Here is a 22,949-nt window from a genome sequence, read left to right as displayed (position 1 = left end):
TCCGACAGGGGACGGGCGGGGCGCTTGGCCCGCCCGCCTCGCAGGGGTGGAGGTGTCTTTGCCGGGTTCAGCCCTCGGCGTACCAGGGGCCCATCACCACCTCGGTGCCGTCGGAAACCTTGGCGGCGAAGGCCTGCGGGTCGGAGCCCTTGTAGTGGTAGGGGTAGGCATAGACCGGCTTGAACTCGGAGACGGCCGAGGCCGCTTGGTCGGTGTCCATCGTGTAGGGCAGGTTCATCGGCACGAAGGCGACGTAGATGTCCTTCAGCGCGCGCATCTCGGGAATGTCCTCGGTGTCGCCGGCAATGTAGATGCGCTTGCCGTCGATGGTCAGCACATAGCCGTTGTCGCGGCCCTTGGGATGGTATTTCAGCCGTTCCTCGGTGGTGTTGTAGGCCGGCACAGCCTCGATACCTATCTCGCCCACCGTCGTCGTTTCGCCATTGCCGATGGCTGTCGCCTTGGCCTTCAGCTCGTCGGACAGCATGGCCATGACCGCTGGATTTACGACGAGTTTCGTGTCCGGGCCGGTGATGGCGGCCAGCGTGTCGGCGTCGTAATGGTCGCCATGCTCGTGGGTGATGAGGATGAGGTCGGCCGCCGGCTGGCCGTCATAGAGCTCCTTGCCGCCGACCGGGTCGTTGTAGATCGTCAGGCTTGGCGTCGTCATGACGAAGGAGGCGTGGCTGAGCGGCATGACGCCGATGGCGCCGGAGTCGGTCTTGTAACTGTCGGCCTCGCCCGCGGCGCGCGCCTGATACGGCACGAGGGTGGTGGCGCCGAGACCGGCAAGGCCGACGAGGCCAAGCTGCAGCGTGTCGCGTCGTGTGACTGGCATGGGATTCTCCCTGTTCGATTGTGCGCATGCGGTGAACGACGGCGGAGGCGCATCGCTTCCGGCGCTCGCCCCAAGACTAGTCCGCCGGGCGCTTCGGGCAAGCCGTGTCACGCGAACGTGAGCGCTGCGCGGGTCGGCGGGTGGCGTGTCAGAACGCACCCGTCAGGCCAATGCCGACTGGCGCTGCTGCAGGAAGGCGCGCACGGCGGGGTCGTGCTCGAGGCCGATGGCCCGCTCATAGGCTTCGCGGGCTTCCGCCTCACGGCCGAGCCGGGCCAGCAGGCCGGCGCGGGCGGCCCACCAGGGCTGGTAGTCGGCAAGGCGCCTGTCGCCGCCGATGGCATCGAGCGCGGCCAACGCGGTTGCCGGCCCGTCGGTCTCGGCGATCGCCACGGCGCGGTTGATGCCGACCACCGGCGAGGGCGCGACCAGCGCCAGCGCATCGTAGAGCGCGCGGATCGCCGGCCAGTCGGTGCGGCCCGAGCGGCGGCGCGAGACATGTGCCGACTGCACCGCTGCCTCGAGCTGGTAGCGGCCGATGAGATCCATCTGGCCGGCGCGGGACAGCAGCGCCTCGGCCTCGTCGATCAGCGCGGCGTCCCACAGCGCGGTGTCCTGTTCGGTCAGCGGCACGTAGTCGCCCGCAGCACTGCGGCGGGCCGGCCGCCGCGCCTCGGCAAACAGCATCAGCGCGAGCAGGCCGAGCGCCTCCGGCTCGTCGGGCAGCAGCGAGGCGGCCAGCCGGCCGAGCCAGATGCCCTCGGTGGCGAGGTTGCGGCGGCGCGTCTCGGTGCCGGCCGGGTCCGCCCAGCCTTCGGCAAAGGCCGCGTAGATGGCCTCGAGCACGGCGCCCAGCCGCTCGGCGAGGCTGTCGCGATCAGGCACGCTGAAGGGTATGCCGACCTCGCGGATGCGGGCCTTGGCGCGGACCAGCCGCTGGCCCATGGCGGCCGGCGACACCAGGAAGGCCGAGGCGATTGTGGCAGCGTCGAAGCCCAGTATGGTCTGCAGGATGAGCGGCGCGCGGATGCCCGGCTCGATGGCCGGGTGCGCGCAGACGAACATCAGGCGCAGCCGCTCGTCGGGAATGTCGTGGTCGGCGATTTCGGCCTCCAGTTCGTCGGCAATCAGCAGCAGATGCTCCTGCGCCGCCACGCCCGTCTGGCGGCGCCTTGCGGCATCGATGCCGCGCCGGCGTGCGACGGCAAGCAGCCATGCCTCCGGCCTGTCGGGAACGCCGGCCTGCGGCCAGCGCTCGAGGGCGGCCGCGAAGGCATCGGCAAGCGCGTCTTCCGCGCCGGCGACGTCGCGGGTGCGGGCGACGAGCCAGGCGACGAGGCGGCCGTAACTCTGGCGGGCGGCGGTTTCGGCCGCCACCCGCGCCGCTTCGGCGCCGCTGGTCACATCGTCATTTCCCAGACCGGCCGCACCTCGACGGTTCCGGTGGCGGCGCCGGGGCAGCGCGCCGCCCAGGAGATCGCCGCGTCGATGTCGGGCACGTCGACCATGTAGTAGCCGCCAAGCTGCTCCTTGGTGTCGGCATAGGGACCGTCGATGACATTGGTCTTGCCGTCGCCGACGCGCACCGAGGTTGCCGAGCGGGTCTGCTGCAGCGGGTCGCCGGCGAGCAGGATGCCAGCCTCCCTGATGGCCTTGGTGTAGGACGCATAGGCGGCCGACATCTTGGTGACGGCGTCGGCGGGGGCGCTGCGCATTGCCGCCTCGTCGCCATAGATCAGAAGCATGTATCGCATGATGGTCTCCTTCGCGGTTCAAGGCCGCATCGTTGCGACCCGTACTGATGTCGCTCGGAGCACGCCGGTTTCGACAGCGGTCTGACTATTTTGCGCCCGCCGCCGCGGCATCGGCAAGGGGTCGGCCTTTGCGGCATCAGCCCTTCGTCGCACGTGGTGCATTTGCAACTTGGCATTTCACTCCCGGTGTCTAAACTCGCGCGCCTAGCAGAGAGACACCCAGGGAGAGAAACTCATGCTGAATTCGACGATCAGGCCGCTGGCCGCCGGCGCCATGGCGCTGGCTATCGGCTTATCGGCCATCCCGGCCAAGGCCGAGCAGTTCATCAACGTGCTGACCGGCGGCACGTCCGGCGTCTATTACCCGCTCGGCGTCGCGCTGTCGGAGATCTACGGCAAGAACATCGAGGGCGTGCGCACGCAGGTGCAGTCGACCAAGGCCTCGGTCGAAAACCTCAACCTCCTGCAGCAGGGCAAGGGCGAGATCGGCTTCGCGCTCGGCGATTCCGTCAAGGCGGCGGCCGAGGGCAATGCCGACGCCGGCTTCGCCAAGCCGCTCGACAAGCTGCGCGCCATCGCGGCGATCTATCCGAACTACGTGCAGATCGTGGCAAGCAAGGAATCGGGCATCGGCTCGTTCGAGGAGCTGAAGGGCAAGAGCCTGTCGGTCGGCGCGCCGAAATCGGGCACCGAGCTCAACGCCCGCGCCATCTTCGGCGCGCTCGGCATGAGCTATGACGATCTCGCCAAGACCGAGTACCTGCCGTTCGGCGAGTCGGTCGAGCTGATCAAGAACCGCCAGCTGGACGCGACGCTGCAGTCGGCCGGCCTCGGCGTCGCCTCGATCAAGGACCTCGCCACCTCGCTGCCGATCACCGTGGTGGCGGTACCGGCAGAGGTCGCCGAAAAGCTCGGCGCACCGTTCCAGGCCGCGACAATTCCCGCCGGCACCTATGAGGGCCAGACGGAAGACGTGCCGACGCTGGCCATCACCAACATCCTGGTCACCCGCTCCGACCTGTCGGACGAGGAGGCCTACCAGATGACCAAGCAGCTGTTCGAGAACCTCGACTCGATGGTGGCCGCGCACAATGCCGCCAAGGCGATCTCGCTGGAGAATGCAGCCAAGGGCCTGCCGATCCCGCTGCATCCGGGTGCCGAACGCTACTACAAGGAAAAGGGCGTGATGTAGAAAGCCCGCCCGCGCGGCATCGCTGCGCAGCGCCAGGCAACGACGCCGCGGCGGGTCCTTGGCCCGCCGCGGCCCTTTCCATAAACACCCCCAGAGGCAGACATGGCGAGCACTCCCGAGCAGGCCGAGGCGAGCACGCTCGACGAATTCCACGACCCGACAGGGCGCGGTTTCAGGGATGACGGCCAAGGCCGTCTGCTGTTCTGGATCGCGGTCGCCTTCTCGGTGTTCCAGATCGCCACGGCAGCGCACATCATCAGCATTCCGAGCCAGATCCTCAGGGCCGACCACGTCGCCTTCCTGATGCTGCTCGCCTTCCCGCTGGTCGCGGCGGCGCGCGGCTATGGCGCAATGGGCAAGACGATCGCCTGGGCATTGGCCTTCGCGGGCGTGGCGGTCGCCGTCTACCAATATGTCGAATACGAGCCGCTGATCTTCCGCGCCGGCGATCTCAACACGCTCGACCTGGTGTTCGGCGTGGTGGCGCTGGCGACCGTGTTCATCGCCGCCTATGCGATGATGGGCCCGGCTTTGCCGGTCATCTCGGGCGCCTTCCTGCTCTACGCGCTGTTCGGCGAATATTTGCCCTCGCCGCTCAACCACCGCGGCTACGATTTCTCGCAGGTCATCGACCAGATGGCCTACGGCACCGAGGGCATCTACGGCATCCCCGTCTATGTCTCGGCGACCTACATCTTCCTGTTCATCCTGTTCGGCTCGTTCCTCGAGCGCGCCGGCATGATCCGGCTGTTCACCGACGTGTCGCTCGGCTTCGTCGGCCATGCGCGCGGCGGCGCGGCCAAGGTGTCGGTTATCGCCTCCGGGCTGATGGGCACGATCTCGGGCTCGGGCGTGGCCAATGTCGTCACCACCGGTCAGTTCACCATCCCGCTGATGAAGCGCTTCGGCTATCGCGCGGCCTTCGCCGGCGGCGTCGAGGCGACAGCCTCGATGGGCGGGCAGATCATGCCGCCGGTGATGGGCGCGGTGGCCTTCATCATGGCCGAGACGCTGGGCGTGGAATATTACGAGGTGGTCAAGGCGGCGATCATCCCGGCGCTGCTCTATTTCGCCTCGGCCTTCTGGATGGTGCATCTGGAGGCCGGCAAGCACAATCTGCTCGGCCTGTCGAAGGCCGACCTGCCCTCGCCGCTCAAGGCGTTCCGCGACGGCTGGTTCCTGATCCTGCCGCTGGCGGTGCTGATCTACCTGCTGTTTTCCGGCTACACGCCGCTCTATGCCGGCACGATCGGCCTGGCGATGACGGTGCTGCTGATCCTCGGCGGCTCGGTTGCGCTCGGGCTGCCCTCGATGGTGCTGCGGGCGATCTTCTGGATCGGGCTCGGCCTGGTGGCGGCGAGCTTCTTCAAGATCGGCATCAACGCCATCCTGGTCGCGGCGGCGGTGCTGGTGGTGGCCAACATCTTCGTCGCCGGCGGGCGCGACACGCTTGCCGCCTGCCGCGATTCACTTGCCGAGGGCGCCAAGACCGCGCTGCCTGTCGGCGTCGCCTGTGCCGTCGTCGGCATCATCATCGGCACGATGACGCTGACCGGCGTCGCCACGACCTTCGGCCAGTTCATTGTCTCGGTCGGCGAATCCAGCCTGTTCCTGTCGCTGGTGCTGACCATGGTGACCTGCATCATCCTCGGAATGGGCATCCCGACGATCCCGAACTACATCATCACCGCCTCGATCGCCGGGCCGGCGCTGCTGCAGCTCGGCGTGCCGCTGCTGGTCAGCCACATGTTCGTGTTCTATTTCGGCATCCTCGCCGACCTGACGCCGCCGGTGGCGCTGGCCTGCTTCGCGGCCGCGCCCATTGCGCGCGAGAGCGGGCTGAAGATATCGCTCGAAGCGATCAAGGTGGCGGCGGCCGGTTTCGTCATCCCGTTCATGGCAGTCTATACGCCGGCGCTGATGCTGCAGGACGGCGGCCCGCTGGCGGCCGAGATCGGCTACCTGCCGGCGGTCGCCTACATCGTCTTCAAGACTGCGCTGGCGATCGGGCTGTGGGGCGCGGCGGTGATCGGCTTCCTGCGCACGCCGCTGGCGGTCTGGGAAAGGCTGCTCGCGGCAGGCGCGGCCTTCACGCTGATCGCCGCGCTGCCGATGACCGATGAGGCCGGCTTCGCGCTCGCCGCCGTGGTGATCGGCCAGCACCTCTACCGGACGCGGGGCAAGCGCGCGGCAGCGGCGGCGGACGCCGCGCGGCCCGAATGAGCCTCTGCATCGTCGCGGCCGGCAAGACGGTGACGCTCGTCGCAGCCGCCTTCACACTGTCGTGGACGCATTCGGTGGAGAAGACGAGCTGGCAGGAAAACTGGACGGTCGGCGCCGAGGGGCTGCGCATCGTCGAGGCCAGGGTGCAGGGATCGGGCGCCGGCATGGAGCCGCCCGAGGGCGCGGTGCTGAAGGACGGCTGGTGGGTCTATGTGCCGAGAATCGGCGCGCTGCCCAGGCTGGTGCTGGCCGCATCGGGCGCGACCAGCCAGGGCTGGACGCTGTGCACGGATGACGGCTGCATGGAGCTCGGCTCCGCTGCCGGCGAGCCGGTCACGCTAGAGCCGTGCGGCAGCGATCACTGAAAGCCGGGCGTGCTGAAGGAGCCGGGCTGGCGACGGGCACAGGCAGGGCCGGGGCCGCGCATGTAGTGGCGCTCGGGCCGATAGGTCGGCGCCACGAATTCGCGCAGGGCGACAGCAAAGTGCGAAAGGTTGTTCCAGAAAGTCATCGTCTCAAGCCCTGTATCTCGGATGTCCCTTCCGATTAGGCGCCATCCTAGCGATCAGTCGTGAATCTTCCGTGAACGCGTTGTTAAGCCCTGGCAGGATTCGCGTCTGTCAATGGCGGAATTGCGCCTGATTCGCGGTGTTTCGGCGGCTCGCGAATTAACGCCCTCCTACTGTGCTTTTTGCAGCACAGCGGTTTCGCCACGGTGTCGCAGCGACGCGCCTCCTGTTTCCGCTTCGACGGAACCGCGGAAACATTCCTCGAGTCGGTTTTGCCGCCGGTCAGGAACCGTGCGCCGGGCCGGCACGTTTGCCGCCCAAGCCGGACAGCATCCGGCCCGGCCTGTCGGCATTTCGCCGACGCCGAAAGACCAATCCAGACAGGAAGGACAATGCCATGGGATTCTTTTCCAAAGACATCAAGACGCTCGACGATCTCTTCGTGCACACGCTGCGCGACATCTATTATGCCGAGAAGCAGATCAAGAAGGCGCTGCCGAAGATGATCGACAAGGCGACCGACGCCGAGCTGAAGGCAGGCTTCGAGAAGCACCTGCAGGAGACCGAGGGTCAGATCGAACGCCTCGAGCAGGTTTTCCAGATGCACGGCGTCGAGGCCAAGGCGGTCAACTGCCCGGCGATCGACGGCATCCTGGAGGAAGCCGACGACGTCTCGGGTGACATCGACGACAAGCAGGTGCTGGACGCCGCGCTGATCGCCTCGGCCCAGGCAGTCGAGCACTACGAGATGACGCGCTACGGCACGCTGATGGCCTGGGCCAAGCAGCTCGGTCGCAACGACTGCGCCTCGGTGCTGGCGCAGAACCTGAAGGAAGAGCAGGAGACGGACAAGAAGCTGAGCGCGCTCGGCGAGGGTTCGATCAACATGCAGGCCGCCGAATAGGCCGCCACAAGCGATCGGGACCGGCACAGGCCGGTCCCGGCCGTGCGAATCGGGAACCGGGCATGGGCTCGCCCGTTCAAGATGCTATTGTTCCGTGTGAGGGAGTACGACAATGGCGCCGCGTCCCGCTTGGAAGGGCTATCTGAAGCTTTCGCTGGTGACCTGCGCGGTCGAGCTGACCAATGTTGTCACACATGCGGAGAAAGTGTCGTTCCGCATCCTCAACCGCAAGACGGGCAATCTCGTCAAACGCATCTATGTCGATGCAGAGACCGGCAAGCCGCTGGACGATGACGACCAGGTCAAGGGCTACGAAGTCGACAACGGCGAGTACATCCAGATCGAGGAGGACGAGTTCGAGGCGGTGCAGATCGAATCCTCGAACATGATGAGCCTCGACGGCTTCGTCGACAAATCCTCGATCCAGCAGATTTATCTCGACACGCCCTATTACCTGACGCCGGCAGACAAGGTCTCGGAAGACGCCTTCGCGGTGATCCGCGACGCCATGGCTGCGAAGAAGAAGGCAGGCCTGGCTCGCATCGTGCTCTACCGGCGCGAGCGGCCGGTGATCGTCGAGCCGCTCGGCAAGGGCATGTTGCTGACGACCCTGCGCTACGACAGCACTGTGCGCCAGCCGGACACGGTGTTCGACGGAATCGACAAGGTGAAGACCGACAAGGAAATGATCGACCTTGCCGAGACGATCATCGGCAAGAAGGCGGGCAAGTTCGACCCGGCCGAGTTCGACGACAAGTACGAGGAAGCCTTGTTGGAACTGATCCGCGCCAAGAAGACAGGCCGGCGGGCACCGAAGCCGAAGAAGGCGGAGAAGCCGTCCAACGTGGTCAACCTGTTCGACGCGCTGAAAAAGAGCCTCGCCGCCGACAATGACGAGAAGCCGTCGTCGTCGTCGAAGCGCAAGACGGGCGCCGGCAAGCAGAAGTCGACCGGAAAGGCAAAGGCCGAGCCGAAGGGCAAGGCGGCGCCGAAGCGCAAATCGGCCTAGGCCATGGCGCTCGAACAATACCGCGCCAAGCGCGACTTCAAGAAGACATCCGAACCATCCGGCAAGGTGGCACGCGGCAAGAAAGGCGCCGGCGGCATCTTCGTCATCCACAAACACGCGGCGACGCGGCTGCACTACGACCTCAGGCTAGAGCATGACGGCGTGCTGTGGAGCTGGGCGGTGACGCGTGGCCCGAGCCTCGATCCGCACGAGAAGCGGCTGGCGGTGCATGTCGAGGACCACCCGATCGAGTATGCGCCCTTCGAGGGCACGATCCCGCAGGGCGAATACGGCGCGGGCGCCGTAATCGTCTGGGACGAGGGTACCTGGGTACCCGAGCACGACCCGGCCAAGGGGATGAAGAAGGGCCATATCGACTTCGAGCTGAAGGGCGAGAAACTGTCGGGAAAATGGCATCTGGTGCGGCTGAAACCGAGGCCGGGGGAGAAGCGCGACAACTGGCTGCTGATCAAGTCCGACGACCAGGCCGCACGGCCCGGCGAGGACATTCTCGTGGAGGCGCCGCAATCGGTGAAATCCGGCCTGACCGTCGAGGAGGTCGGCGAAGGCAAGGCGGCCAAGGGCAAGAAACCCAAGGTCTGGCACTCCAACAGGCCGGCCGCCGGCAAGACTACCAAGGCGTCAACGAGCCTCGACTTCATCGAGCCGGCGCTGGCGACGCTGCAGGCGCAAGCACCCGCCGGCAAGGAATGGCTGCACGAGATCAAGTTCGACGGCTACCGCATGCAGGCGCAGATCGCCGGCACCGAGGTAAAGCTGCTGACGCGCACCGGGCTCGACTGGACCGAGAAATTCGGCGGCGAGATCACCGCGGCGCTCGGCAAGCTGAAATGCCGGGACGCCATCATCGACGGCGAGATCGTGGTGCTCGGCGGCGACGGCATCTCCTCCTTCTCGCAATTGCAGGCAGACCTGTCGTCGGGCCGCACAGACCGCATGATCTACTACGTCTTCGACCTGGTGCGGCTCGACGGCGAGGACCTGCGCGAGGAGCCGCTGGTCGAGCGCAAGGAGCGGCTGCGCGAACTGCTCGGCGCGGAGGATGAGAACGCGGCGGTGCGCTTCAGCGACCATTTTACCGAACCCGGCAAGGTGATGCTGCAGCACGCCTGCCGCATGGGGCTCGAGGGTGTCGTGTCGAAGCGGCCCGATGCGCCCTACCGCAGCGGGCGGGGCAAGGTCTGGATCAAGTCGAAATGCACGCAGCGCCAAGAGTTCGTCATCGGCGGCTATCTGCCGTCGGAGAAGACCGGGCGCGGGCTGCGCTCGCTGCTGGTCGGCTATCACGAGGACGGCGCGCTGAAATATGCCGGCCGGGTCGGCACCGGCTTCTCGGCAATGGTCGCGGAGGACCTGAAAAAGAAGCTCGATGGCTTGAAGACCGCGAAGTCGCCATTCGACGCCAGCCTGCCGAAAGGCAAGGGGCTGGTCTGGGTGAAGCCGGAATTGGTCGGCGAAGTGGAGTTTCGCAGCTGGACGGCCGAGCATATGATCCGCCACGCATCGTTCCAGGGGCTGCGCGAAGACAAGCCGGCGGAGGAAGTGGTGGAAGAAAAGCCGAAGCCGGCAGACAAGGGCGCGAAGCCCGCCGCCAGGGCGGCGCCCAAGAGCAGGACGAAGGCGGCTGCGAAACCCGCAAAGTCCGCGGCGAGCGACGTCCAGACGTCGGTCAAGCTCAGCCACCCCGACAAGCTACTGTGGCCCGACGAGAAGGTTTCCAAGCAGGACCTGCGGGAACACTACGCGCTGGTGTGGCCGCGCATGGAGCCCTTCGTGGTCAACCGCCCTCTGGCGCTGGTACGCGCGCCCGACGGCGTCAACGGCCAGCGCTTCTTTCAGAAGCACGCCTCGCCTGGGATGCACGAAAGCATTCTGCGCATGAAGGACCCCGAGGACGAGCAGGAGTTGCTGTTCGTGCGCGACTTCGACGGCGTTGCCGCGCTGGCGCAGTTCGGCGTCGTCGAGATCCACATCTGGGGCAGCACGGTAGACAAGCTCGAACAGCCCGACCAGATCATCTTCGACCTCGACCCCGACGAGGGGCTCGACGTCGACGACGTTCGCCAGGCTGCCCTCGACATCCGCGCCAGGCTCGACGAGCTTTCGCTGCCGACCTTCGTCAAGACCTCGGGCGGGAAGGGCTACCACGTGGTGGTGCCGCTGAAGCCCTCGGCCGACTGGACGCAGGTGAAGGGCTTCGCGCACGACTTCGCCAAGGCGCTGGAACAGGCCGAGCCCGACCGCTACACGGCGACGCTGTCGAAGAAGGCGCGCAAGGGCCGGATCTTCATCGACTACCTGCGCAACGGCAAGGGATCGACGACGGTCGCGCCCTACTCGTCACGCGCCAAGAAGGGCGCCACCGTTTCGATGCCGGTGACATGGCAGGAGATCGAGGACGGGCTGCCGCCGAACGCCTTCCCGATAGGCGACAAGTCGACGCTCGACCGGCTGAAGCAGCCGGACCCGTGGAAGGACTTCTTCAAGCAGGGCAAGCCTCTCGGCCGGCGCTAGCCGCCGGGAGCCCGGTCAGGCGTTGCCGATCAGCACGCCGGCGGCAAAGACCAGCGAGCCGCCGAGAACGACCTGGAAGGCGGCGCGCAGGAAGGGCGTGTCCATGAAGCGGTTCTGGATATAGGCGATGGCCCAGAGCTCGAAGAAGACGATGACCACCGCAACGGTGGTGGCGGTCCAGAAATCCGGGATCAGGTAGGGCAGAGCGTGGCCGAGGCCACCCAGTGCCGTCATGATGCCGGAGGCAAGGCCGCGCTTCAGCGGCGAGCCGCGACCCGACAGCTTGCCATCGTCATGCGCCGCCTCGGTGAAGCCCATCGAGATGCCGGCGCCGACCGAAGCCGACAGGCCGACGAGAAAGGTCTGCCAGGTGTCGCCGGTGGCGAAAGCTGCAGCGAAGATCGGCGCCAGCGTGGAGACCGAACCGTCCATCAGGCCGGCAAGGCCGGGCTGCACGAAGGTGAGGATGAACTGGCGCCGCTCGGCGGAATTCTCCTCCTCGCGGATGTCCTCGGGTAGATGCTTGAGGCCGAGCCGGACGGCGAGCGCCTGGTGCGCCTTCTCGGCGGCGGCGAGGTCGCCGAGCAGCTTGCGGGTCGAGGCGTCGGAGGTGCGCTTTGCCGCCTCGAGGTAGAAGCGATGCGCCTGGTCCTCCATGGATTCGGCCTGATCGCGAACACGCTCGATGCCGAGCGGGCGGACCAGCCAGTCGGGCTTGCGCTCGTAATAGCCGCGGACATGCTCGCGGCGGATCAGCGGGATGCTTTCGCCGAAGCGCTTCTGGTGCAGCGCGATGAGCGAGGCGCGGTGGCCGTCCTCTTCCTCGGCCATCTCCTCGAACACCTTGGCCGAGGCCGGGTATTCCTCGCGCAGCCCGTCGGCATAGGCACGGTAGATGCGACCATCGTCCTCCTCCGACGATATGGCGAGCGCGAGAATTTCCTGCTCGGACAGAGAATCGAAGGAGCGGCGGCCAATGCCGAAGACGCGAGATAACATGGCTGCAAATCTCTAGTTTAGAATTATTCTAAAGTATGTCGGAACCTAGGGCAGGTCAATGGCGGACGCGGTCCGCGTGGAAGCGGATGCTCGGCAGCGCCGCAATTTTGGCAAGCCATGTCTTCTCCGGCACGGGACCGAACCTATATAGGCTAACCTTACCCTATAGGCGAGGTTCTGCCATGACGACCAAGAAATCCGAAGAGGCCGCAAAGGTGGCGTTCGATCCCCAACCCGTGCTCGAGCTCATTGCCGGCATCCAGGGCGATCTCGACCGGCTGAAGGGGCTGGTCGAGCAGGCGGCGCAGAAATTCGATCCGGCCAACCCGCAGAACAAGACCGCCGACGGCAAGCTGTCGGAAGAGGGCGTCGAATGCTGCTATCGCATGTTCGACGAAGGCAAGAGCCGCTACTCGGTGGCGCGGGCGATGAAGATCTCGTTTGCCGCGGCGACGCACCGCTTCAACGCCTGGCGCAAGGCGGGCGGCGAAAAGCGCGTACGCTCGCTGATGGGTTGAGCGTCGCGGCAGGCAGGGTTGCGCCCCGCCTGCCGCGCTTCCTGCTGCGGGATGCCTAGCGGTAAAGCGCGCAATCCCGGTCGCGGCCGAAGCGAAGCATGACGCGGTCGCCGCGGCGGTCGCGTCCGCGAATGTCGATGGAGCGGCGGCTTGCCGCGACGACGCGGGCGCGCCTGACGCCCATCCGCTCCGCCTTGTCGAGCGCGCGTTCCTCGGTGCAGAAGCGCCGGCCCTGATCGCGGTGATGCCGGTCATCGCGGCAGTCGTCATAGCGCCAATCGCATGCTTCTTTCAGTCGAAGCCCGTCGCGGCCGATCTCGAGTTGCAGGTCCTTGGCAAAGGAGGCCGCAGGCAACAGTGAAGACAAGCCGGCCACGAGGGCCAAACCAACGACATATTTGCGCATCTTGGAGGTTCCAGTTTCGACACGGCTTAACGCAGCCGAGACCTTCGGGTTGCGTGCCGCCGAATCGAGATAGACTAGTCCAGCGTACGGCGAAAGCGCAGCAATGCCACACCGGCAAAGAGCACGATGAACAGGGCGAGCGCACCGACCTCAGCCCCGATCGCGGCGAAGTCGGCACCCTTCAGCATGACGGCGCGGGTGATGCGCAAAAAGTGCGTCAACGGGAAGATCTCGCCGACATACTGCGCCCAGGCCGGCATGCCCCGATAGGGGAACATGAAACCTGACAGCAGCAGCGAGGGCAGGAAAAAGAAGAAGGTGAGCTGCAGCGCCTGCATCTGGGTGCGCGCGACGGTGGAGATGGTGTAGCCGAGCAGCACCAGCGACATGACGAAGACGAAGATGGCGCCGAGCAGCAGCGGCAGCGAGCCAACGAAGGGCACCGAGAAGAGCAGCTTCGCGGCGACCAGCACGACAACGACCTGCACGGCGCCGACGACCAGATAGGGCAGCACCTTGCCGAGCATGATTTCGAGCGGGCTTGCCGGCATGGCAAGCAGGTCTTCCATCGTGCCGCGCTCGGTCTCGCGGGTCAGCGCGATGGAGGTCATCATGGTCAGCGTCATCTGCAGTATGACGCCGAGCAGCCCGGGCACGATGTTGTATTGCGAGATGCCTTCGGGATTGTAGCGCCGGTGGACGACGACCTCGAGCTGGCTCCTGGCGTTCTCGGCTGCCTGCGCCTGTATGCCCTGCTCGCGCAGGAGCGCGGTGGAGGCCACGGTGCCCAGCGTCGAAATGGCGCCCGAGGCGACAGATGGATCGGTGGCGTCGGCCTCGATCAGGATCTGCGGATTGTTACCGCTATCGACGCGGCGGGCGAAATCGGCGGGGATGGTGACGACGAAGGAGACGGCGCCGCTCGCCATCAGCGCCTCGGCCTCCGCCGCGCTCGCGACCACATGGTCGAATCGGTAATAGCCGGTCGTCTCCAGCGCCGAGACCATGGCGCGGGTGTAGTGGTCGTTGCTGATCGCCACCAAGGCCGCCGGCAGGCTCTTCGGATCGTTGTTGATGGCGAAGCCGAACAGCACGAGCTGCATCAGCGGCACGCCGAGCATCATGGCGAAAGTGATGCGGTCGCGCCGCATCTGGATGAACTCCTTGATGAGCAGCGCGCTGAGACGGGCGAAGGAGAAGACGGCGTTCATGCCATGTTGTCCTGCGAGCCGGCCATGAACTGGATGAAGACGTCCTCGAGGCTGGTCTCGCCCGGTCTGACGCTGACGCCCTCGCGCCGGCCGATGTCAGCGAGCGCCGCCTTCAGCGCCTTGCGGTCGGAACCGACGACATGCAGCGTCGCGCCGAAGGGAGCGACCTGCTCGACGCCCGGCCGCCCCTCGAGCATCGCCGCCACTTCGCCAAGCCGCGGTCCCTCGACGACGAAGGTCGTCAGACCGGCATTCTCGACGACCTCGGCCACGGTGCCGGTGGCCAGCATCTTGCCGTAGGAGATGTAGCTGATGCGGTGGCAGCGCTCGGCCTCGTCCATGTAGTGGGTGGAGACGAGCACGGTGAGTCCGTCGCGCGCCAGCCGGTGGATCTCGTCCCAGAAATCGCGCCTGGCCTTGGGATCGACGCCGGCGGTCGGCTCGTCGAGAAGCAGCAGCCTCGGCCGGTGCATGATGCAGGCGGCAAGCGCGACGCGCTGCTTCCAGCCGCCCGACAGCGTGCCGGCAAGCTGGTTGCGGCGCGAGGAGAGGCCGAGATCTTCGAGCGTGCGGTCGACATGTTCGGCGACCGGTTTCAGGCGGTAGAGGCGGGCAACGAATTCGAGGTTCTCGGCAATCGTCAGGTCCTCGTAGAAGGAAAACTTCTGCGTCATGTAGCCGACCTCGCGCTTGATGCTGAGGCTTTCGGTCAGGAGGTCGTAGCCGAGCACGGTGCCCTCCCCGCCATCGGGCGTTAGCAGGCCGCACATCAGGCGTATGGTCGTGGTCTTGCCGGAACCGTTCGGGCCGAGGAAGCCGACGATCTCGCCCTCGGCGACGGTCATGGTGACATGGTCGACGACGGTGCGATCGCCGAACCGCTTGACGAGGTCGCGGACCTCGATGGCGTTCATCGCGACGGGTCCGCCAGCACCACGTCGACGATCTGGCCGGGCTGCAGGGCGGCAGCGTCGGCGAGCGGGCGCGCCTCGACGAGGTAGACGAGCTTCTGGCGGTTCTCGAGCGAGTAGATGACGGGCGGCGTGAATTCGGGATCGGGCGAGACGTAGCTGACGCGCGCCTGCTGGCCGGCCGCGCAGCCGTCGCAATGCACCTCAAGCAGGCTGCCGACGCTGATCGACGCGAAGGCCGGCTCGGGCACGAAAAGGGTGAGCTTGACCGCGCCGTCAGGCAGCATGGAGATGACCGGCGCCGACGGGCCGGCAATGTCGCCGGGGTTGCGGATGACGTCGTCGACGCGGCCGGCCGCCGGAGCCTCGACGGTGCGCTCGGCAAGCCGCCACTTGGCCTGCGCGGCCGCCTGCCCGGCCTGGACGACCTGCGTCTCGGCGGCCTTGATCGCCTCTGCGCGGGCCGGGAGCCTGGCCACCGCGAGATTGGCCTCGGCCTGGTTGATCTGGGCCTCGGCGACCTCGACGGCGGTGCTCGCCTCGTCATACTGCGCCTGCGGAGCGATGCCGCGCTTCAGGAGGTCGTCGGCGCGCGCCAGCACGCGCCGGCTTTCTTCGGCCTGGGCCTTGGCCGAACGGACCATGGCCTCTAGCACGGCAATCTCTTCCGGACGCTTGCCGAGCTTGAGATCGGCCAACTGCGCCTCGGCCTGCGCCAGCGCCGCCTCGGCCTGGGCAACGGCGATGGCCACATCGGCGCTTTGCATCTCGACAACGGCCTGCCCGGCCTCGACGCGGTCGCCGCGGCGCACCAGAACCGACTGCACGGTGGCGACCTCGATCGGCGCCAGCTGCACGAACTCGCCCTCTACATAGCCGACGGCAAGCGGCGCGGCGGTGCCGCAGCCGAGAAGCGTGGCAATCAGCGGAACGGAGCAGAAGATGCTCATCGTCAGCCCCTCCTGCGCGCGGCAAGCACGGCGTCGAGATTGTCCCTGACGACATCGACGACCATGCCGGCCTCGGCCGGCCCGATGGCGGTCCAGCCCATGCGGCGCATGACCGCCTCGCGGGCAATGCGGAAATAGATCACCTGGCCGATCATGGTGAAGACGGTGATGCGGGTGCGGTCGCTGTCGGCATCCTCGCCGCTGGCCCTGGCCCAGATGGCGCAAAGCCTGCGGTGGACGGGATCGAAGACGCCTTCGTAGATGATGTCGAGCGCCTCGCTCGGCTGCGACAGCTCGCGCAGCACGAACTGCACGATCTCGCCGGCCTCCGGGCGCGCGACGACAAAGCCGGCCATGCGATCGAGAATGAGGTTCAGCTGCCGGTGCGCGGCCTCGGGGTCATCCTTCGGCGCCTCGGGCGGCTCGGCCAGGGCCGCGCCGGCGATCTGGCCGATCATTTCGACGATGTAGTTGGCACATGCGGCGCGCAACCCGGCCTTGCCACCGAAGTGATAGGCGATCGAGCCGATATTGGCCTTGGCGAGCGCGGCGATCTCGCGCGTCGAGGTGGCGTGGTAGCCCTGCCGACCGAACAGCTTGAGCGCGGCATGAACCAGCGCGCCTCGGGTCTGCTCGGCGGGGGACCTGTTGAGGTCACGCGCGGACGGCGCGGTTTCGGTATTCCTGATCATTCTTCAAATTTAATCAATCGTATGATTAAAGTCAAGGAGCGCCTTGCCTCCCCGACTGGCGCGGGCTTTAGTGCCGGGCATGGCAGAAGAAGTCGAACGCAAGTTCCTTGTGTCGGGCAATGGCTGGCGCGACGGCGTGGAGGCCGAAATCCGGATCCGGCAGTTCTACCTGTCGGCGGCCGGCGGTCGTTCGCTGCGCGTCCGGGTAAGCGACGGCACGTCGGGGATGCTGACGCTGAAATTCGGCGGGGCGGGGCGGCGGCGCGACGAATTCGAGTATCCGATCCCGCTCGGGGACGCCGAGGAGATGCAGGCCTTCGCGCTCGGGCGCGTCATCGAGAAGACACGCTGCCATGTTAGGCATCTTGGCTATCTCTATGAAGTGGATGTCTTCGGGGGAGCGCTCGCGGGACTGGTGATCGCCGAACTTGAAACGCCCGACGACGTGCCGGACGACAGGCTGCCGGAATGGCTTGGGCAGGAAGTGACCGACGATTCCCGCTACTACAACGCATCGCTTGCCCTTGGCGACCTACCTGAGGCGGCCGCATGAGCTTTCGCATCGATCCGCGCCTGCCGCTGACGGCCGAGGTGCGCCGCATCGCCAAGGGCGAGATCGAGGGCATGCTGCGTCACCTGGCGTCGGCGCCCGATAGTCCCGACAAGGCGATGCATGGCTGCCGCAAGCGCATCAAGCGGCTGCGTGCTCTGCTGCGGCTGGTGCGCACGGGCGACCCGGGTTTCGTCCGCGAGGAAAATGCGCGCTACCGCGACATCTCGGCCAGCCTCGCCGGTCCGCGCGAGGCAGCGGCACTCATCGAGACCATCGACAGGCTGGCCGACAGCTTCCCCGAACACGCGGCGGCAGAAGCCTTCGAGGCGATGCGCGCCACGCTGAAGGCCCGGCGCAAGCGCCTGCTGCACGAGGACAGGGCGCTTGCCGCATTGGCCGAGGGCGCCGCCGCGTCGTGCCGGGCAGGACTCGGCAAGATCGACGCGCTGGTGCTGCCGGGCGACCCGGAACAGGCCGCCGACGTGCTGGCGGAGGGCGCGCGCGACGTGCTGACCAAGGCGCGCAAGGCTCTCAGGGACGCCGGCGAGCGCGGCGAAGCGAGTGACTTCCACGACCTGCGCAAGGCGGTGAAGGCGCATGCCATGCACCTGTGGCTGCTGAAGAAACTGTGGCCGAAGCCAATACAGGCGCAGGCACAGGAGGTGGAGGCGCTCGGCGAAAGGCTGGGCGACCTGCATGACATCCTCGTCATGCGCGCGCTGCTTGCCGGAGACGGCGATCCGCTTGCCGGCAAGGCCGAGACGAAGCTCATAGACCGGCTGCTCAAGCGCTCCGAGCGCAGGCTGCGCAAGACCTGCCTCGCGGAGGCCGGGCAACTGTCCTCCGACAGCCCGAAACGGGCCGTGAAGAAGCTTGCCCGCAGGGCGCGCGACGACCTCGCCGAAGGCCGCGGGCCGGCCGGAACGCACCGCGCCGCCTAGCAGGCTGCTCCCTGACGGATTCGTGAGCCGTGCTCCCGGTGGCAAAAGACCGTCAGGTCATGCTACTGGCCAAGGCATGACCGAGACCAGCGACACGCTACTCGACAGATTCGGGCGCTTTCTCGCCGGCCTGCTGACGATGCAGTCGTCGGGCTACGAGCCCTACACGCCGTCAGACCCCGAAACCCTGCTGCGTACGCTGGAGCCCGGCGACATCCTGCTGGTCGAAGGCAACCAGAAGATCTCGGCGGCGATCAAATACCTGACGCAGTCCACCTGGTCGCATTCGGCGCTCTATGTCGGGGACACATTGCCTGAACCGGAGGACGGCACGGAACGGCCGCGGCTGATCGAGGTCAATCTCGGGGCAGGCTGCGTCGCCGTGCCGCTGTCGAAATACAAGACCTACAACACCCGCATCTGCCGCGCGCACGGCATGTCGCCAGAGGACCGCAACCAGGTGGTCGGCTTCATGGTCGAGCGGCTGGGGCTGAAGTACGACATGAAGAACATCTTCGACATGCTGCGCTATTTCTTCCCGACGCCGCCGATGCCGGTGCGCTGGCGCCGCCGCGCGCTGGCCTTCGGTTCCGGCGACCCGACGCGCGCCATCTGCTCGTCGCTGATCGCGCAGGCCTACGAGACGATCCGCTACCCGATCCTGCCAGAAATCACCCGCGCGCCCGGCCGGGCCTCGGCGCAGTCGAACTATTCGCGCAGGGAAATCCTGCAAATCCGCCACCACTCTCTCTACACGCCGCGCGACTTCGACCTGTCGCCCTATTTCAGGATCGTGAAGCCGACGCTGGAATATGGCTTCGACTACAAGGCGGTGATCTGGAGCGAGAAGCCGGCCGAGGTCACGAGCGCGGCAACGGCGAAGGACGCCTGAGCGGTCGCCGCAGGGTCCTCACGGCAGCGCGCGGATCCCTTGCGGCGAGATCGAGAAGCCGCGCTCTGCGGCCTCGCGCCAGTCGCACTGGACGATGCGCTCGAGCCGGGTCCAGGGCGCCGGCCCCTCGTCTGCCTTGCGCCAGCGGTTCGATTGCCAGTTCATGAAATGCAGGTACAGCGAGTCCGCGCCGCCAAACTCGTTGCCGAGACGGCCCCCAACCCATGTCCAGCTTGTCGGGCCGGGGCTCCCATCAGGCCACGGAATCAAGGCATCCGGCGTGCTGAAGCGCTCGACGTAAAGCGAGGTCGGAGCCAGGAGGCGCCTGATCCAGCGACGGCGGCGCGGCCGCACCCGCTTGGAGAAATCGCGCTCATCCAGCCCGAAGTGATCGGGAGCCTCGAGCCGGGACCGCCAGCGCGAGATCGACTTGCCGAACTGGCGCATGCGGCGGGTGTTGCGGAACACGGCGAGGTGACCCGACAGAAACCGCTGGTGCGCGGAGATAGCGTCATAGGAGGACATCAGCCGGTCCGTGTAGACCGCGCGCAGATCGCCGAAGATGACGTCGATATCGCAGTAGCCGAAATGCCTGTAGCCGGCGAGATGGGCCTCATGGACGAGGCCGAAAAAGGGCCTCAGATCGCAAAGCTTGTAGGGCGTCATCTTCGCCTTGTTCACGCCAAGCGCCGACCCCGCCTCGCGCTTGTAGTCGTCGAGGGAAAGGCGTTCGTACCGGACGTTGGGCGCGGTGTTTTCCGGGGGCTGCTGATCCGTGGGAATGAACCAGTCGACCTCGGGATTCCATTTGCAGGATTCGATGAAGAAATTGATCCACTCCGGCCAGGGCCCGAACCAGGGTGATATCAGAATGAGTGGTTTCATGACGTATTCCGACGCCGGTCGGGCTCCGTCTAACACGCGTGAAACAGGATCACCAAGTTGCGGCGGCCGGCGTCTCCGACTGGCGGCCGTTGCGGAGCTGTTCCAGCGCGCTTCTGGTCGTCGTCTTATAGCGGACGAGCGGTGGCCTGACGCCGTGCTGGAAGAGCATGCGGCGGACCTGCGGCGCAGCACCGGCGATGATGAAGCGCACGCCGGCACGGCGCGCCTTGCGGGCCGCGCCCTCGATGACGTTGGCGGCGGTGGAATCGAGGAAGGGCACGGCCGAGCAGTCGAGCACGAAGTTGCGGCGCTGGTCTGCGATGCGGTCGAGAACGGCGGCGACAGCCGAGGCGGCGCCGAAGAAGAAGGCGCCGCTGATGCGGTAGACGACGGTGTCGGGGTCGGAAGAGGCAGCGGGGTCATAGGGCGGGCGGTCGCCGTTCTCGGTGTCGGCGACGTCGGCGATGGCCACGCCCTCCAGCGCCTCGACATGGATGGCCTTCGACATGCGGTCGATGAAGAGCACGGAGCCGAGCGCGAAGCCGACGACGATGCCCTCGGTGAGGTCGCGGAAGACAACCAGCGCGAAGGTGACCAGGAGCACCAGCGCGTCGCCCCAGGAGGAGCGGATGAGAGCGGCAAAGGCGGTCTTCTCGACCATGTTCCAGGCGACGACGGCGAGCACGCCGGCAAGGGCGGCGAGCGGGATGTAGCTGGCGAGCGGCGCGGCGGCGAGGATGAAGAAAAGCAGGAACAGCGAATGCAACATGCCGGCGACCGGGCCATGCGCGCCGGCCCGCACATTGGTGGCGGTGCGGGCGATGGTGCCGGTGACGCAAATGCCGCCGAACAGGGACGAGCCGATATTGGCAAAGCCCTGCGCCACGAGCTCGCAGTTGGAGCGGTGCCGCCGCCCGGTCATGCCGTCGGCGACGACCGCCGAGAGAAGGGATTCAATGGCGCCGAGAAGCGTGAAGGCGATGGCGTCTGGCAGGATGGCCTGCATGAGAGAAAGGTCGAAGGCGGGCAGCGACGGCAGCGGGAAGGAGCGCGGGATGCCGCCGAAGCGCGTGCCGATGGTCTCGACCGGCAGGCCGAGCGCGGCGGCGGCGAGCGAGGCCAGCGCGACCGCCGCCAGCATGCCCGGCCATGACGGACGCCAGCGCTTGAGGCCGACGATGGTGGCGATGGTGAGCGCGGCGACGGCGACGGCCGAGGCGTTGACCGTGCCGGCCGCGGCGGCAAGTGCGGTCAGCTTGGCGATCAGCGCGCCGGGTTCCTTGCCAGCCAGTGACAGGCCGAAGAGTTCCGATATCTGGCTGGCGAAGATGATGACGGCGATGCCGGCGGTGAAGCCGACGGTGACCGGGTAGGGAATGAACTTGATGTAGGTGCCGAGCCGCAGGTAGCCGACGGCGACCAGGAAGACGCCCGACATCATGGTGGCGAGGATCAGCCCCTCGACGCCATGCCGCGCCACGGTGGAGGCGACCAGCACGATGAAGGCGCCGGCCGGGCCGCCAATCTGGAAGCGGCTGCCGCCGAGCAGCGAGACGATGAAGCCGCCGACAATGGCAGTGTAGAGGCCGCGATCGGGCGAGACGCCGGAGGCGATGGCGATGGCCATGGACAATGGCAGCGCGACGATCGCCACGGTGAGGCCGGCGACGACGTCGGCGCGCAGCTGGGCTGAACCGTAGCCCTCGCGCAGCACGGTGACGAGCTTTGGCGTGAAGAGCTGCCGGTATGTCAGGCCGGGGTTGTGCCGGGTGGAGTGGACCGCTGCGTTCATCCTGCCTTCCAGTGCCTGGGCGGCGTGATCGTCGGCAGAATGTGTCGGCGGTCGCGTCGCGACTTGGTGCAGCTTCAGCCGGGTGGAGCGTCGCCCGGCGACCTGAGGCGTACGCCCCTGCCGCCAGCCGTGCTCGGCTGGTTCTCGCCGATCAGCTCGACGCCGGATTCCTCCAGCGCGCGGATCACCTTGACCAGCGTGTCGACCACGCCCCTGACCACGCCGTCGCTGGCTTCCATGCGCTGGATCGTCGGCACCGATACGCCCGCCCGTTCGGCAAGCACTTTCTGGTCGATGCCGGCGAGAGCCCGCGCGGCGCGCATCTGCTGGGCAGTGATCAACGCTCACTCTCCTCGCTGCAAGTGCATGTTTAGAACATGCATGATGATGTATCAAGCATAATGTCTAAGGGTTCGGAAGGGATACATCGGCCTTGTCTCGGCCCCGGAAGAGCAGTCGCGCCGCCAGCCAGCAGGCCATCGCCCAGGCAAAGCCGATGCTCCAGCCCGCGAGGATGTCTGATGGCCAGTGGACACCGAGATAGGCGCGGCTCGCGCCGACCATCAGGGTGGCCAGAACAGCGGCGCCGATAATGAATATCCTGACCGCGCGGCTGGCGGCATGGCCCGCAAGCAGCGAGCCGAGCGTCAGATAGACCACCGCCGAGAGCAGGGCGTGGCCGCTCGGGAAGGACAGCGTCTGGACATCGGCAAGGTGGGAGACGAGTTCCGGGCGCGGCCGGTCGATGCCGAGCTTGAGCAGGCTGGACAGGACCTGGCCGCCGCCTACGGTGAACAGCACAAGGGCCGCCTCGAAGCGCCTGCGGATCATCATCAGGTAGATGGCAGCGCCGGCAGTCAAGAGCACCAGCACGGCCATCGAGCCGAGACTGGTGATGTCGCGCACGGCGCCTTCGAGCCATGCCGGGCCGATCGGGTCATCGGGTCGGCCGGGCTCGCGCAGGGCAAGCAGGATGCCGGTGTCGAAATCATGCGCGGTACTATCGAGCGCAACCTCGGCCAGTTCCTGGAAGCTCCACAGGCCGAAAGCCACGATTGCGCCTGCAAGCAGCACCGAGAACTCCGCCCGCTTCCACAATTGCCGCACCATCCGTCTCTCCTTCGTGTCACATGTCTCGCGGCGTGAAAGCTGCCGGCTGGATCGCAATTCGCCGATCCGTCATCGTGCTGTAATCGACGACTTGTAGCGAACGGCGAATTGTCCATCTCAAGCCA

General features: G+C 66.7%; 24 protein-coding genes. 10 read left to right on the top strand and 14 right to left on the bottom strand.

Features of this window, described 5'->3' with window-relative positions; translation table 11 throughout:
• Positions 1–67 precede the first annotated feature (67 nt).
• The 3 genes from ACT2BZ_RS07635 to ACT2BZ_RS07625 all read right to left on the bottom strand — a co-directional run bounded on the left by ACT2BZ_RS07635 (position 68) and on the right by ACT2BZ_RS07625 (position 2,592).
• Positions 68–838 (bottom strand): MBL fold metallo-hydrolase, encoded by a 771-nt coding sequence (locus ACT2BZ_RS07635; RefSeq protein WP_457940265.1) that lies wholly within the window; start codon positions 836–838, stop codon positions 68–70.
• A gap of 162 nt (positions 839–1,000) precedes the next feature.
• Entirely contained in the window at positions 1,001–2,242 is a 1,242-nt protein-coding gene (locus tag ACT2BZ_RS07630) for an RNA polymerase sigma factor (RefSeq protein WP_457940264.1), read from the bottom strand.
• Complete coding sequence (locus ACT2BZ_RS07625; protein WP_457940263.1) at positions 2,239–2,592, bottom strand: YciI family protein; 354 nt, start codon at positions 2,590–2,592, stop codon at positions 2,239–2,241. Before ACT2BZ_RS07625 ends, ACT2BZ_RS07630 begins: the two co-directional genes overlap by 4 nt.
• 235 nt (positions 2,593–2,827) lie before the next feature.
• Here ACT2BZ_RS07625 and ACT2BZ_RS07620 point away from each other — a divergent pair, with 235 nt between their 5' ends.
• The 3 genes from ACT2BZ_RS07620 (at position 2,828) to ACT2BZ_RS07610 (ending at position 6,372) form a co-directional block, all read left to right on the top strand.
• Entirely contained in the window at positions 2,828–3,784 is a 957-nt protein-coding gene (locus ACT2BZ_RS07620) for a TAXI family TRAP transporter solute-binding subunit (RefSeq protein ID WP_457940262.1), read from the top strand.
• A 102-nt stretch (positions 3,785–3,886) separates the two neighbouring features.
• The gene (locus tag ACT2BZ_RS07615; RefSeq protein ID WP_457940260.1) at positions 3,887–6,007 is read left to right on the top strand and encodes a TRAP transporter permease; all 2,121 of its coding nucleotides are present in this window, start codon (positions 3,887–3,889) and stop codon (positions 6,005–6,007) included.
• Positions 6,004–6,372 (top strand): DUF1850 domain-containing protein, encoded by a 369-nt coding sequence (locus ACT2BZ_RS07610; RefSeq protein ID WP_457940258.1) that lies wholly within the window; start codon positions 6,004–6,006, stop codon positions 6,370–6,372. The genes ACT2BZ_RS07615 and ACT2BZ_RS07610 overlap by 4 nt, the downstream gene beginning before the upstream one ends.
• Here the strand turns inward: ACT2BZ_RS07610 and ACT2BZ_RS07605 are convergent.
• Positions 6,366–6,518 (bottom strand): hypothetical protein, encoded by a 153-nt coding sequence (locus ACT2BZ_RS07605; protein ID WP_457940256.1) that lies wholly within the window; start codon positions 6,516–6,518, stop codon positions 6,366–6,368. The two genes, ACT2BZ_RS07610 and ACT2BZ_RS07605, sit on opposite strands and share 7 nt — an antisense overlap.
• Positions 6,519–6,913: 395 nt before the next feature.
• Here ACT2BZ_RS07605 and ACT2BZ_RS07600 point away from each other — a divergent pair, with 395 nt between their 5' ends.
• The 3 genes from ACT2BZ_RS07600 (at position 6,914) to ligD (ending at position 10,964) form a co-directional block, all read left to right on the top strand.
• Positions 6,914–7,420: a YciE/YciF ferroxidase family protein gene (locus tag ACT2BZ_RS07600; protein WP_457940255.1), complete on the top strand. Its 507-nt coding sequence runs from the start codon at positions 6,914–6,916 to the stop codon at positions 7,418–7,420.
• 112 nt (positions 7,421–7,532) lie between these two features.
• On the top strand, positions 7,533–8,429 hold the full coding sequence (gene ku, locus ACT2BZ_RS07595; RefSeq protein WP_457940254.1) for a non-homologous end joining protein Ku: 897 nt from the start codon (positions 7,533–7,535) through the stop codon (positions 8,427–8,429).
• Between the two features lie 3 nt (positions 8,430–8,432).
• On the top strand, positions 8,433–10,964 hold the full coding sequence (gene ligD / locus ACT2BZ_RS07590; protein ID WP_457940253.1) for a DNA ligase D: 2,532 nt from the start codon (positions 8,433–8,435) through the stop codon (positions 10,962–10,964).
• 15 nt (positions 10,965–10,979) lie between these two features.
• On the opposite strand, the gene mbfA is transcribed toward ligD, so the two are convergent.
• Positions 10,980–11,963 carry an iron exporter MbfA gene (mbfA, locus tag ACT2BZ_RS07585; RefSeq protein ID WP_457940252.1) on the bottom strand — a complete coding sequence of 328 codons (984 nt, stop codon included), beginning with the start codon at positions 11,961–11,963 and terminating at the stop codon, positions 10,980–10,982.
• A 182-nt stretch (positions 11,964–12,145) separates the two neighbouring features.
• Here mbfA and ACT2BZ_RS07580 point away from each other — a divergent pair, with 182 nt between their 5' ends.
• Positions 12,146–12,481: a hypothetical protein gene (locus ACT2BZ_RS07580; RefSeq protein ID WP_457940251.1), complete on the top strand. Its 336-nt coding sequence runs from the start codon at positions 12,146–12,148 to the stop codon at positions 12,479–12,481.
• A 55-nt stretch (positions 12,482–12,536) separates the two neighbouring features.
• Here the strand turns inward: ACT2BZ_RS07580 and ACT2BZ_RS07575 are convergent, their stop codons facing one another.
• The 5 genes from ACT2BZ_RS07575 to ACT2BZ_RS07555 form a co-directional block, all read right to left on the bottom strand.
• The gene (locus ACT2BZ_RS07575; RefSeq protein WP_457940250.1) at positions 12,537–12,887 is read right to left on the bottom strand and encodes a hypothetical protein; all 351 of its coding nucleotides are present in this window, start codon (positions 12,885–12,887) and stop codon (positions 12,537–12,539) included.
• 74 nt (positions 12,888–12,961) lie between these two features.
• Complete coding sequence (locus ACT2BZ_RS07570; RefSeq protein ID WP_457940249.1) at positions 12,962–14,098, bottom strand: ABC transporter permease; 1,137 nt, start codon at positions 14,096–14,098, stop codon at positions 12,962–12,964.
• Complete coding sequence (locus tag ACT2BZ_RS07565; RefSeq protein WP_457940248.1) at positions 14,095–15,012, bottom strand: ATP-binding cassette domain-containing protein; 918 nt, start codon at positions 15,010–15,012, stop codon at positions 14,095–14,097. Before ACT2BZ_RS07565 ends, ACT2BZ_RS07570 begins: the two co-directional genes overlap by 4 nt.
• Positions 15,009–15,959 carry an HlyD family secretion protein gene (locus ACT2BZ_RS07560; RefSeq protein ID WP_457940247.1) on the bottom strand — a complete coding sequence of 317 codons (951 nt, stop codon included), beginning with the start codon at positions 15,957–15,959 and terminating at the stop codon, positions 15,009–15,011. The genes ACT2BZ_RS07565 and ACT2BZ_RS07560 overlap by 4 nt, the downstream gene beginning before the upstream one ends.
• 2 nt (positions 15,960–15,961) lie before the next feature.
• Positions 15,962–16,651, bottom strand: a complete 690-nt coding sequence (locus ACT2BZ_RS07555) for a CerR family C-terminal domain-containing protein (protein WP_457940246.1) — start codon at positions 16,649–16,651, stop codon at positions 15,962–15,964.
• A 79-nt stretch (positions 16,652–16,730) separates the two neighbouring features.
• Here ACT2BZ_RS07555 and ACT2BZ_RS07550 point away from each other — a divergent pair, with 79 nt between their 5' ends.
• From ACT2BZ_RS07550 to ACT2BZ_RS07540, 3 genes are all read left to right on the top strand, one after another.
• Positions 16,731–17,204 carry a CYTH domain-containing protein gene (locus tag ACT2BZ_RS07550; RefSeq protein ID WP_457940245.1) on the top strand — a complete coding sequence of 158 codons (474 nt, stop codon included), beginning with the start codon at positions 16,731–16,733 and terminating at the stop codon, positions 17,202–17,204.
• Positions 17,201–18,145 carry a CHAD domain-containing protein gene (locus ACT2BZ_RS07545; RefSeq protein ID WP_457940244.1) on the top strand — a complete coding sequence of 315 codons (945 nt, stop codon included), beginning with the start codon at positions 17,201–17,203 and terminating at the stop codon, positions 18,143–18,145. Before ACT2BZ_RS07550 ends, ACT2BZ_RS07545 begins: the two co-directional genes overlap by 4 nt.
• A 76-nt stretch (positions 18,146–18,221) precedes the next feature.
• On the top strand, positions 18,222–19,037 hold the full coding sequence (locus tag ACT2BZ_RS07540) for a YiiX/YebB-like N1pC/P60 family cysteine hydrolase (RefSeq protein ID WP_457940243.1): 816 nt from the start codon (positions 18,222–18,224) through the stop codon (positions 19,035–19,037).
• Between the two features lie 18 nt (positions 19,038–19,055).
• Here the strand turns inward: ACT2BZ_RS07540 and ACT2BZ_RS07535 are convergent, their stop codons facing one another.
• The 4 genes from ACT2BZ_RS07535 to ACT2BZ_RS07520 form a co-directional block, all read right to left on the bottom strand.
• Positions 19,056–19,922, bottom strand: coding sequence for a DUF6625 family protein (locus ACT2BZ_RS07535; protein WP_457940242.1), 867 nt, complete (start codon positions 19,920–19,922; stop codon positions 19,056–19,058).
• A gap of 49 nt (positions 19,923–19,971) precedes the next feature.
• Positions 19,972–21,714, bottom strand: coding sequence for a SulP family inorganic anion transporter (locus ACT2BZ_RS07530; RefSeq protein WP_457940241.1), 1,743 nt, complete (start codon positions 21,712–21,714; stop codon positions 19,972–19,974).
• Between the two features lie 74 nt (positions 21,715–21,788).
• Positions 21,789–22,055, bottom strand: coding sequence for a helix-turn-helix domain-containing protein (locus ACT2BZ_RS07525; protein WP_457940240.1), 267 nt, complete (start codon positions 22,053–22,055; stop codon positions 21,789–21,791).
• Positions 22,056–22,119: 64 nt separating this feature from the next.
• Positions 22,120–22,824 (bottom strand): phosphatase PAP2 family protein, encoded by a 705-nt coding sequence (locus ACT2BZ_RS07520; RefSeq protein WP_457940238.1) that lies wholly within the window; start codon positions 22,822–22,824, stop codon positions 22,120–22,122.
• Positions 22,825–22,949 lie beyond the last annotated feature (125 nt).

The organism is Mesorhizobium sp. 10J20-29 (assembly GCF_054130485.1).
The sequence above is the reverse complement of the archived record's forward strand: the minus strand, read 5'-3'. Positions and strand labels throughout refer to the sequence as shown.